General features: G+C 40.1%; 11 protein-coding genes and 1 other RNA gene. 3 read left to right on the top strand and 9 right to left on the bottom strand.

Going from position 1 to position 11,616, the window contains the following annotated elements:
* Positions 1-57: 57 nt before the first annotated feature.
* The 3 genes from rpoZ to G574_RS0107080 all read right to left on the bottom strand — a co-directional run bounded on the left by rpoZ (position 58) and on the right by G574_RS0107080 (position 2,946).
* Complete coding sequence (rpoZ, locus tag G574_RS0107090; RefSeq protein WP_029691581.1) at positions 58-375, bottom strand: DNA-directed RNA polymerase subunit omega; 318 nt, start codon at positions 373-375, stop codon at positions 58-60.
* 23 nt (positions 376-398) lie between these two features.
* Positions 399-1,019, bottom strand: a complete 621-nt coding sequence (gmk, locus tag G574_RS0107085) for a guanylate kinase (RefSeq protein ID WP_029691580.1) — start codon at positions 1,017-1,019, stop codon at positions 399-401.
* A gap of 319 nt (positions 1,020-1,338) precedes the next feature.
* A complete protein-coding gene (locus tag G574_RS0107080; RefSeq protein ID WP_029691579.1) occupies positions 1,339-2,946 on the bottom strand; it encodes a ribonuclease Y in 1,608 nt (535 codons plus the stop codon).
* Between the two features lie 149 nt (positions 2,947-3,095).
* Here G574_RS0107080 and G574_RS0107075 point away from each other — a divergent pair, with 149 nt between their 5' ends.
* Positions 3,096-3,578, top strand: a complete 483-nt coding sequence (locus tag G574_RS0107075; protein ID WP_029691578.1) for an S-ribosylhomocysteine lyase — start codon at positions 3,096-3,098, stop codon at positions 3,576-3,578.
* A 50-nt stretch (positions 3,579-3,628) separates the two neighbouring features.
* On the opposite strand, the gene G574_RS0107070 is transcribed toward G574_RS0107075, so the two are convergent.
* The 5 genes from G574_RS0107070 to G574_RS0107055 form a co-directional block, all read right to left on the bottom strand.
* A complete protein-coding gene (locus tag G574_RS0107070) occupies positions 3,629-5,137 on the bottom strand; it encodes a cell division site-positioning protein MapZ family protein (RefSeq protein WP_037590664.1) in 1,509 nt (502 codons plus the stop codon).
* A 2-nt stretch (positions 5,138-5,139) separates the two neighbouring features.
* A complete protein-coding gene (locus G574_RS0107065) occupies positions 5,140-6,306 on the bottom strand; it encodes a THUMP domain-containing class I SAM-dependent RNA methyltransferase (RefSeq protein ID WP_029691576.1) in 1,167 nt (388 codons plus the stop codon).
* 64 nt (positions 6,307-6,370) lie between these two features.
* Positions 6,371-6,742: RNase P RNA component class B (rnpB, locus tag G574_RS11350), an RNA gene on the bottom strand.
* Between the two features lie 17 nt (positions 6,743-6,759).
* The gene (gene gpsB / locus G574_RS0107060; protein WP_029691575.1) at positions 6,760-7,110 is read right to left on the bottom strand and encodes a cell division regulator GpsB; all 351 of its coding nucleotides are present in this window, start codon (positions 7,108-7,110) and stop codon (positions 6,760-6,762) included.
* Positions 7,111-7,220: 110 nt separating this feature from the next.
* Complete coding sequence (locus tag G574_RS0107055) at positions 7,221-7,739, bottom strand: SLOG family protein (RefSeq protein WP_029691574.1); 519 nt, start codon at positions 7,737-7,739, stop codon at positions 7,221-7,223.
* Positions 7,740-7,816: 77 nt separating this feature from the next.
* On the opposite strand from G574_RS0107055, the gene recU reads away from it, so the two are divergent.
* Together recU and pbp1a are read left to right on the top strand one after the other, a co-directional pair.
* Positions 7,817-8,416 carry a Holliday junction resolvase RecU gene (gene recU, locus G574_RS0107050; RefSeq protein ID WP_029691573.1) on the top strand — a complete coding sequence of 200 codons (600 nt, stop codon included), beginning with the start codon at positions 7,817-7,819 and terminating at the stop codon, positions 8,414-8,416.
* A gap of 1 nt (position 8,417) precedes the next feature.
* Complete coding sequence (pbp1a, locus tag G574_RS0107045; RefSeq protein WP_037590663.1) at positions 8,418-10,616, top strand: penicillin-binding protein PBP1A; 2,199 nt, start codon at positions 8,418-8,420, stop codon at positions 10,614-10,616.
* 241 nt (positions 10,617-10,857) lie between these two features.
* On the opposite strand, the gene G574_RS0107040 is transcribed toward pbp1a, so the two are convergent.
* Entirely contained in the window at positions 10,858-11,574 is a 717-nt protein-coding gene (locus G574_RS0107040; protein ID WP_029691571.1) for a YebC/PmpR family DNA-binding transcriptional regulator, read from the bottom strand.
* Between the last annotated feature and the right edge of the window lie 42 nt (positions 11,575-11,616).

Here is an 11,616-nt window from a genome sequence, read left to right as displayed (position 1 = left end):
GCTATCCTCACCTCAAGCTTCCAATCAAATTGAAAAAAGCTAAGATTGTAAACAACCTTAGACTTTTTGCCCTTCTTCTTGTTCTTCTTTTGCAATTTGTGCTTTGATCTTACGTTCTTCTTCTTCTTTTGCCAAACGTTCAGCTTCTGCTTTACGACGAACAGATTCACGTTTTGCAACAGGATCTGGATGAATTGTCACATAACCGGCTTCAATCTCTTCCAAAGCACGGAGTGTTGATTTCTCAGATTTAAATTCCTTGGTAGGATTTGCTCCTGCTTCTAATTCGTGCGCTCGCTTGGCTTGTAGGATTACCAAAGAATATTTTGAAGGGACTTTATCTAACAGTTTATCGATAGAAGGTTTTAACATCATAAGCTTATTCTCTTTTCTTAATTCTATTTACTTGTTATAGCAATCATGTTATCGTAACGACCAATCACTCGCTCAACACGAAAATGTTCTGCTTCAATGATACGTTTAACTCGCTCCGCAGCCAACGGAACCTCATCATTCACAACGGCATAATCATATTCTCGCATCAAAGCAATTTCTTCGCGGGCACGTTCGATACGACGAGCAATGACATCTTCACTGTCTGTTCCTCGTCCAATCAAACGGCCTTCCAACTCTTCCAAGTCTGGTGGTGTTAAAAAGATAAAAACACCATCTGGAACTTTTTGCTTGACTTGAATGGCTCCTTGAACTTCAATTTCAAGAAAAACATCAATTCCCTTGTCCAAAGTCTCATTAACATATGTTAGTGGGGTTCCATAATAGTTTCCCACATACTCTGCATATTCTAACATTTGCCCTTGTCGAATGAGCTCTTCAAATTCTTCACGCGTTCTGAAAAAATAATCGACACCATCAACTTCACCGGGACGTTGCGGACGTGTCGTCATTGATACAGAATACTCAAATTTATGATCTGGCGTCGAAAAAATTTCTTGTCTAACTGTCCCTTTTCCAACACCAGATGGTCCAGAAAAGACAATTAACAACCCACGTTCAGACATGATGTTCTCCTTAAAAATATTTTCTCTCTATTATACCAAATAGAGCATATAATTCAAGTTAATTAAGTCAGTCCAACAATATATACTGGGAAGTCTTATTCCTGGATCATAGCAGAGATGATAACAATTCCTTCCAAACCTCTATCTACAACCCAAAGATTATAGAATGAGATTGTTTAGGGGAGAAAAAATCCGAACAGTCACTCCTTCAAACGATATCACTTAAACACGGAAGGTCTTTTTGGGCTTTATCATAACCATACTCTTCTTACTTCCTCGCACATAAAAAGAGAAGAGAGTTATCCCTTCACTTTTGACATTATTTAGCATAATCCACTGCACGGAATTCACGAATAACGGTAACCTTGATATTGCCAGGGTAGTCCAAATTGTTTTCAATTTTCTCACGTATTTTATGAGATAAGATCGTCACTTGATCATCACTGATCTTTTTAGGGTGAACCATGATACGAATTTCACGACCTGCTTGTAGCGCAAAACTTTGTTGAACGCCGTCAAAACTTGATGCAATTTCTTCTAAATCGCGTAACCGTTTGATGTAATTCTCCATCGATTCATTACGAGCTCCTGGACGAGCCGAGCTTAAAGCATCAGCGGCTGCTACAAGAACAGCGATCACACTGTCTGGCGCCACATCACCGTGGTGGCTAGCAATGGTATTAACCACAATCGGATGTTCTTTGTACTTACGAGCAAATTCTGTGCCGATTTCAACATGGCTTCCTTCAACCTCACGGTCAATAGCTTTGCCCATGTCATGCAAGAAACCTGCACGTCTAGCAAGTGCCACATTTTCACCAAGCTCTCCAGCCATAATTCCCGCTAATTTACCTACTTCAACTGAGTGACGAAGTACATTTTGGCCATATGACGTTCGGAACTGTAGACGGCCCATAATCTTGATGAGATCCGGGTGTAGATTTGGTGCGCCAATTTCATAAGCAGCCTCTTCACCGTACTCACGAATGCGATTATCCAATTCTTGGCGGTTTTTCTCCACCAACTCCTCAATACGGGCTGGATGGATACGGCCATCTGAGATCAGAGCCTCCAGAGTCATACGGGCAATCTCACGACGAATAGGATCAAAACCTGAAAGAACAACCACCTCCGGCGTATCATCAATAATAATATCAATGCCCGTGAGACTTTCAAGGGTACGTATATTACGCCCTTCACGTCCAATAATACGGCCTTTCATGTTATCATCAGGCAAGTGCACCGTTGTAATGGTCTGCTCAGTGACGTACTCACCCGCCATACGTTGCATCGCTTGCGACAAGAGATCCTTAGCCATCTTATCAGATTTATCCTTGATCTCTTGCTCGGACTCACGAATTTTTGTTGCTATTTCATGAGTTAGTTTGGATTCTGTATCCATCAGAATGACTTCACGAGCTTCCGCGATAGTCATATGACCGACACGCTCTAATTCTGCTCGTTTTTCATCTTCTAATTTACTAATTTGATTTTCACGTTCATCGATATGTTTAGATTTATCAAAAAGACTTTGCTCTTTCGATTCGAGTGTTTTCTCTTTTGCAGCTAAATTTTCATCCTTGCGGTCGAGTGAGTAAGAGCGTTCTGTCAAACGGTTTTCTCTTTCTTTCAACTCCTGTTTATCAGCTTTAAATTCCCGATCAACTTCTTCTCGATATTTTCTTGCTTCCTCTTTTGCTTCTAGAAGAAGCTCTTTTTGATGAGCAACGCTTTCTCTTTCAGCTGTTTGGCGAATAGCTTGCGCTTCCATCTCTGCCTTCCCACGCAGATTAACAGCATCCTGTTCGGCATTCAATAATGTCAGTTCCGCTGCTTCCTTTGAAGCCTTCATCTTCATTGTCATGATAGCGTAACCAACAGCTAAACCAATGAGGGCAAAAATCAATGTTATTACAACCTGTAACATCTTATTTACCTCAAAATTCTAAGGTTTCAATATAGTCAAAACCACTTTTAAGTCTATCATATTTTAAGACTTTTCACAACGAAAAATTAGCCAAAGACCTCCTTCTCAAAATATGGTATGATAGGCATAGAAAATAAATGGAGGCGCTTATGTCAAAAGAAGTTACTGTTGAAAGTTTTGAACTCGATCATACGATTGTTAAAGCACCCTATGTGCGACTTATCTCTGAGGAAAAGGGCCCAGTCGGCGATGTGATTACCAATTTTGATATTCGCTTGGTTCAACCTAACGAAGACTCGATCCCTACTGCCGGACTCCACACGATAGAACACTTGCTAGCAAAACTTATCCGAGAACGTATAGATGGATTGATCGACTGCTCACCTTTTGGTTGTCGAACAGGCTTTCACATGATCATGTGGGGCAAACAGGATGCTACTGAAATCGCTAAGGTTATCAAATCTTCATTAGAAGAAATCGCCAACGTAACATCTTGGGAGGATGTTCCAGGTACAACAATTGAGTCCTGCGGAAATTACAAAGATCACAGCCTCTTCTCTGCTAAAGAGTGGGCAAAATTAATATTGGAGAGAGGTATCTCTGATAATGCTTTCGAACGTCGTATCGTTTAAAATCACTTAGATCAGTAAAAAAGAGGGATATCCCTCTTTTTTTGATAGATTTAATAGTCAAGGCCATCAGCATTACCTGGTTTATTACCTACAAAGTACCCTGTTTTGGCATTGATTGAGAATAAGTAAGTTCCATCTGGCTTAAACATGTTGTAGTAGCCATTGCCATTGATAATATTGACACGTTCAAGGATATAGTTATTCCCAGAAATATTACCGCGAGCTTGTGCTTTGCCAACAACAGTTTCTAAAACGCCAGGTGCAAAAGTCCATGCTGCGTTTCCAGAATCCGCAATGGCAGCATCATTATAAGGAACGCGACTAAGGTTACGTTGAAGACCAGAAGTGTCATAGCCAGAAATACCATATGACGGTACCACAGGCACTGCTGGTGCCGTTGCTTGAGCACTTTCTTGATTATTTTGAGCTGGCGCTGCATCTTGACTTTCAGTTTGTGAAGCAGCTGCAGCTGCCTCGGCTGCACTCTCGCTGGCTGCAATGCTTGACTGACGACTAGCTTCTGCTTCAGAAGAGCTACTTGATTTCACACCATCCAAAGCATCTCTGCCTTTTTTAACTGCCGATTGTAAAAGATTATCTAAGGTAGCATTACCTGTATTTAGTGTTGCAACAGATAAATTATCAAAGTTAGCATCAGCTTTAGGTTTAGCTGTTTCATCTAACTTTCCATCTACAATGATCGGTTTGTCAAATTGGGCATTGACAGCTTCAATACCATCAATCTGCTCTTTAAGATTATCGTATTTTTCTTTAGCAGCATTATAGAATTTAGTGCCCTCCAGATTTTGAAGAAATTTCTCCAACTCAGGCAGTTTACTAAACTCGCTATTCTTTAATAAAGGATCTTTATCGGATGTAAAGAAACCATCATACAAATCGTTAAAAGCCTCGTTATCTTTAATCGTCTGAGCAGAAGTTTCTTTAGCCGAAGAATCTAGCTGTTTACTACTTGAACTTGCTGAACTAGAGGTACTAGTAGCTGTCTCATTTCCATTAAAGCGATTTAAACCCAGACCGATACCCAAAATAGCTAACAAAGCGAGTAATATAGCTAAAAGGTTTGCACCACGCTTTTTATAAAAAGGTATCTTATAAAACTCATCTGAATCTCTGAGGACTGAATCAGCACTAGTTGTCGCAGTTGGATGGACAGTCTCAGATGATGGAGCTGGAGAAACAAAATCTGTCGATGCCAAACTAGATTCCGGCACTTGGTTCGCCTCTGTCGCTCTTAAACCAACCATATCTGCCTGAGTATGATCGACTTCTGCTTGATTGGCTTGGTTAGCAGCTTCTACTTCCTGACGTTGTTTTTGGATAAAATTATCTAGAGTTGCCGTGTCAAGCTCTTCTTGACGAATATCCTTTGTTTCAAATTTTTGTGATGCTACTTCATTAGGGTGTTGCTTGATGTATTTATCTAAAACACTATCTTCATCGGTTACTCCAGCCTTTATTTCAGCATCTTTTCGTACAGCTTCACCAACTGTCAAATCTTTTGCTTTATCAAAGTCTAAATTGTCTTTTTCTTTATCCATGTTCATCCTCTCTCGGTAACTTGGTGCCGTTTGACACGCTGGCCAAAATATTGGTACAAATCAACTTTTAAAGTACCATTGTATAATTTTCGTTTCTTATCAGCTTGGGTTCCATATTTTTTCTCAAACCCTTCATCACTGGTTAAGATAAACTTACTCCATGTCTTTAATGGTGCAAAGGTTTGACCCATTTCATTATACAAGATGTCTATAGCTTTGTCATCAAGGAGGCGCTCACCATAAGGTGGGTTCGAAACGATGACACCATTGATTTTATCGGTTTTCAAGTCCTGGAGACGCATTTGTTTCAATTTGATAACATCTGCAAGTCCTGCTTCTTCAGCATTCTTTTTAGCAATCTCAACCATTCTTGCGTCAATATCGAAACCAGAGATATCTAGATCTACGTCATAATCAGCCTTGTCTTCTGCTTCATCACGCACTTCTTGAACCAACTCCTTAGACACCCAAGACCAGCTTTCAAAAGCGAATTCACGATTAAATCCAGGAGCGATATTCATTCCAATCATAGCTGCCTCAATACAGAAGGTTCCAGAACCGCAGGTCGGATCAATCAGGGGCTTATCAGGATACCAATTGCTTAACATCAGAATAGCTGCCGCCATGTTCTCCTTGATAGGAGCACCACCTTTTTCCACACGATAACCACGTTTGAATAGACTGGAACCCGTCGTATCAATCATGACAGTTGCATGATCTTTAACAAGGGACACTTCTATTTTATATTCAGGCCCATTTTCCATCAAAGGAACCCCTTCGGGACGATGGTAAATCTTTTGCAGTTTTTTAACGACCGCTTTTTTGGTGATGGCCTGGACGCTTGGTTCATTATGTAATTTTGACTTAACACATTTGGCCTTGGAAATAGGGAAGGCGGAGCCCAAGGGCAAATAATTATCCCAGTCTAATCCAAAGACGCCCTGAAATAATTCTTCAAAAGTTCTAGCAGGAAATTGCCCAACCACTATTTTGATCCGATCGGCCGCACGAAGCCATAGATTGGTTTCTATGATAGTTTTGACATCTCCCTGAAAACGAACTTTACCATTCTCAACCTGACAATCATAGCCTAACTGTCTCACTTCACGACCAACAACAGCTTCCAAGCCAGCAGCGGCAGTTGCCACAAGATTAAATGTTTTTTTCATAATTCTTCTTTCACTTCAAATGCAATAAAAGCTAGCCTAAGCTAGCTAAACCTATTATGTAATTTTCTATAAGCCATGTTTTGTTCAGAAGTTGACTAGGCACACAACTTCCTCGATAATCATCTGTCTACTGCAAAGCAGTCAAGATAGTTCTGTTCGACTTCCAGCTATCTCATGCCCCGACCAAAGTTTGGGTTGCTAGCTTGAGGGGTTTACCGCGTTCCACTTTTCAGGTTTCCCTGAAAACTTCGTCACTGTGGCACTTTCAAGGTTACTCAGGCATATCCAAAGACTTAGCCATTTTACCTGCCGTAACGCATCAAAGATACGTCCCTAGGCTTATTTTTTCGCCTAGCACAAACACTACCGGCATCACAGCCAGTGCTAGCATGGACTTTCCTCATAGTATACAAATACTACGCGATTATCCGAAAATCACATATATTTAACACACTATTCTGTAATCTGCTTACCAAACACTTCTTTTTCCAAACGGCTGATCCGTTTCAGAATATCAAAGTTAGTAACAGGGCTATCTCGTAAAGTACGCTGGCTATCAGCATTTCGTTGTTCCCCAAAAGCGCTCCCTGATCTACCAGGTTGCAATTGCGACGAAACCTTCTCTAATCGTATCTTCAACTGTTCGTTTTCTTCTCTAAGCTCTGTCAGCAAACTCGCATAGGACTCATAGTCCTTGATAACGTCATCTAAAAATTCATCAACTTCTCGTTGATCATAGCCACGCATGACTTTTTTAAATTCTTTTTCAAAAATCGTTTTAGGGGTGTTAATAATACTGGTCATTCTAAATAGTCTCCATACAATTCATACAGAATTCATCTTCTTAATCATAAAATATGATACAGAATTTAATTTTAAAAAGCAAGTATTTCCCTTTTACAATCAAGGAATTGTCACTCATTTTCCATGGCAATGTCATTTAAGTCATCAAATTGTAATTGACGAATCGGATGCGCTTTTTCTTTCATCAAATTGTAAAGATATTTTAATGATGTTTCTTGCTCCTCATCGTAAAATAAGTAGGCTTGATCTGTGTTTTCGAGTAAAAATTGATTGTAAGCCTTGAATTGACCTGGATCCGTATATGCTTCAAAACTATATTTTACAAAATCAACTTCTTTAAATTGTCTCAAAATATCTTGGTTGGCATCACTCCAATTTTCCCCTTGATTAGCAAAACAAAAAAGCGTAGCAATTGAAAATCCATACTCATTTGCCATTGCTTTAGCGACCTGCAATACCCAAGCTTCAAACCCTAGGTTTCCAGTAAAAACTAGCCAGGTCAAACCTTCCTCGCAGAATTTTTCGAGGTCTCTTCTGATCGCTTTTTTGATGAGCTTCACACGGTCGTCATTTTCCTGAAATATCCCTAATTCAAAGCTCCGATAACCGGAAACTAAAACAGTTGTCATCTTTTGTTGTCCTCTCAAAAATATGGTATAATGGTACGTGTTTATCTTACCATTATCTGAAACACTTTAGGAGAATTATGGTTAACTATCCTCACGGGATTTCAAAAAAAACACCTAGACAGGCGCTCTTGCCAAGAGACAAGGAGGTATCTTTTGCCAACAGGGGGATGTCGTTCGAAACTGCTATTAATGCCTCCAACGACTATTACCTCGCTCACGGTATCGCTGTTATTCATAAGAAACCGACACCGGTGCAAATTGTCAAAGTAGACTACCCTAAACGTAGTCGAGCCAAAATTGTTGAAGCATACTTCAGACAAGCATCTACTACCGATTACTCTGGTGTTTTTAAAGGACGCTATATTGATTTTGAAGCCAAGGAAACGCGGCAAAAGACGGCCATGCCGTTGAAAAATTTTCATGATCATCAAATCGAACACATGAAGGGCGTTATTGCACAAGACGGTATCTGTTTTGTCTTGATGCACTTCTCTACTCTAAAACAAACTTACTACTTACCAGCCATTTTTTTAATTGATTTCTATCAGGCTGAGCGAGGTAAACGCTCAATGCCCCTAACTTATATTCAAGAACATGGTTTTAATATTGAATTAGCAAGTTTTCCTCAAGTTCCCTACCTTGACATTATCGAACAACATTTTTTAGGCGGAAATTAAAATGAAACACTTCTCAAAAATTGCCAAGTACCTCTTAGCTGGTATCGTTAGCTTAGTCGTGCTAGGTATCATTATCGGAGCTCTTCTCTTTACGTTTTATGCAAGCACTGCTCCAAAGCTATCTGAGGCAAAATTAAAATCTACTACTTCTAGCCTTATCTATGATAGTAACAATACACTGATTGCCGATTTAGGTGCTGAAAAACGGGAGAATGTTACCCCTGATAACATCCCTATTGATTTGGTTAACGCTATTACATCAATCGAAGACCATCGCTTCTTTGAACATCGTGGGATTGACGTGTATCGTATTCTGGGAGCGGCTTGGAACAACTTGACAAGTAGTTCAACTCATGGTGGATCGACGCTTGATCAACAGCTGATTAAGCTAGCTTATTTCTCTACTAACAAATCCGATCAAAACTTGAAGCGTAAAGCCCAAGAAGCTTGGTTAGCTTACCAAATGGAGAAGGAATACACCAAGGAAGAAATTCTAACTTTCTACATTAACAAAGTCTTTATGGGAAATGGAAACTACGGTATGTTAACTGCTGCCAAATCCTACTTCGGAAAAGACCTAAAAGACTTGTCTATTGCCCAAGTCGCCCTGTTAGCAGGTATCCCCCAGGCACCAAGCCAATACGATCCTTATATTAACCCTGAAGTTGCCAAACAGCGCCGTGATATTGTGCTTTCTGAAATGTATGAATTGAAGAAGATCGACAAAGAACAATATGATCAAGCTGTTGCAACGCCAATTTCTGATGGTTTACAGGAATTGAAAAAAGAATCTAGCTATGAGCCTTACTTGGATAACTACCTCAAAGAAGTTATCGCTCAGGTCAAGGAAAAAACCGGCAAAGATGTTTACACCGCTGGTCTTAGAGTCTACACCAATGTCAATTCTGATTTCCAAAAATTCCTTTGGGATGTCTACAATACTGATACCTACGTGTACTATCCTGATGATAAATTTCAAGTGGCTTCTACAGTCATTGATGTCACCAACGGTAATGTCGTTGCACAATTAGGAGGTCGGAAACAAGAAAATATTGCTATGGGAACTAACCAAGCTGTGCTAACAGATCGTGACTGGGGATCCACGATGAAGCCAATCACAGATTATGCACCTGCTATTGAAAACGGTATTTACAAGACCACTGCTGCTAGCATTCAAGATAGTTACTACACTTGGCCAGGAACTAACGACCAGGTTTATAACTGGGATCGCAAATATAAAGGCAATATGACCATCCAATATGCAATTCAAGATTCACGAAATGTGCCTGCTATCAAAGCACTTGATGCAGTCGGATTAGATAACTCGCTCGATTTCTTAAATGGGCTCGGTATTAATTATCCGGAAATGCATTATTCAAATGCTATTTCAAGTAATACCACAAGTAATAGTCAAAAATACGGTGCTAGTAGCGAGAAAATGGCTGCTGCCTATGCAGCCTTTGCAAACGGTGGCACCTACTACGAACCAATGTATATCAATCGCATTGAGTTCAACGATGGCACCAAAGAAGATTACTCCGCTTCTGGTAAGAAAGCCATGAAGGAAACGACTGCTTATATGATGACTGATATGATGAAATCAGTACTAGCATATGGTATAGGTACTAATGCCGCTATCAGTGGTGTCAGCCAAGCTGGTAAAACCGGTACCTCAAACTATACTGACGATGAATTGGCGAAGATCGAAGCCGAAACAGGCATCTATAACAGCGCCGTAGGAACAATGGCTCCTGATGAAACATTCGTCGGCTATACTAATCAATATGCTATGGCGGTTTGGACAGGCTATAAAAACCGTCTGACTCCTCTCTATGGCGGTATGCTAGATACTGCAACTGATGTCTATAAGACGATGATGTCTTATATGACTGGCGGTTACAGCCCTGATTGGATCATGCCCGAAGGAGTTTACCGCAGCGGTAGCTATGTTTATTTAAACGGCTATACTGGTAGTACTTTCCGAACTAATTCGGGAACATCAGGTTATAGCAATATTTACGGTAATAACGGCTACAACAGTTGGTCAAACCAGTCAAACAGTGATACAAATGCTACTATCACCCCTACGACACCTTCTGCTAATACTAATGGGCAAACCAATAGTAATGGTAATAATGATGCTGCAAATACTGGCGGCAATGGCACTGAGTCCACTCCTTCTAATAATGATAATGAGTGATCAAATAGAATCTAATGTCGTTTAATAAAACCCCTGCCCTCAATGGTTAAACCATCGAGGGCAGGGGTTTTTTGGTTTATCACAAAATGACCAAAAAATCGATTCCTAGTCTACAACTAATAGACTGTAATAGCTACAGATTAATACCCATCACATCAGGATAACTACTTCCGAGACAGAACAAAAGGTTAAAGAATAGCGCTAGACAGCCTCCTTTCTTCAACCTTTTTAGATATGATGATTAAAAATCAGCTACATTGTGGTAAACTTTTTGAACATCATCGTCATCTTCAAGAGCATCGACCAGTTTTTCAAAGGCTTCTAAATCTTCTCCCTCAAGAGTCACTTCAGATTGTGGAATCATCTCAAGTTCAGTCACTTGGAATTCCTCAACACCTGATTGGCGAAGGGCTTCCAACCCTTTATGAAGATCTGTTGGTGCCGTGTAAACAGTGATTGTTCCTTCATGCTCTTCCACATCATCCACTTCAACATCAGCTTCTAACAAGGTTTCAAAAACGGTATCTGCATCATCTCCAGCAAAAACAATAACACCTTTTTTATCGAACATATAAGATACAGAACCTGCTGCACCCATGTTACCACCATTTTTACCAAATGCCGTACGAACATTAGCTGCTGTACGATTAACGTTTGAAGTAAGGGTATCAACAATAATCATCGAACCATTTGGTCCAAAACCTTCGTAACGTCCTTCTACAAAAGTTTCATCCGTATTACCTTTGGCTTTATCAATCGCTTTATCAATAACGTGTTTTGGAACCTGCGCTTGTTTGGCACGCTCCAAGACAAATTTAAGCGCTGAATTTGATTCAGGATCTGGATCACCTTGTTTGGCAGCAACATAAATCTCGACGCCGAATTTAGCGTAGACTTTTGAGTTTGCTCCATCTTTTGCTGTTTTCTTTGCAACAATATTTGCCCACTTACGTCCCATGGGATTCACCTCTTATATTTTATTTGATTTGGACCTAACAAA

This window comes from Streptococcus hyovaginalis DSM 12219, assembly GCF_000420785.1.
GTDB classification, from domain to species: domain Bacteria; phylum Bacillota; class Bacilli; order Lactobacillales; family Streptococcaceae; genus Streptococcus; species Streptococcus hyovaginalis.
This window is presented reverse-complemented; position numbering and strand designations above follow the sequence as displayed.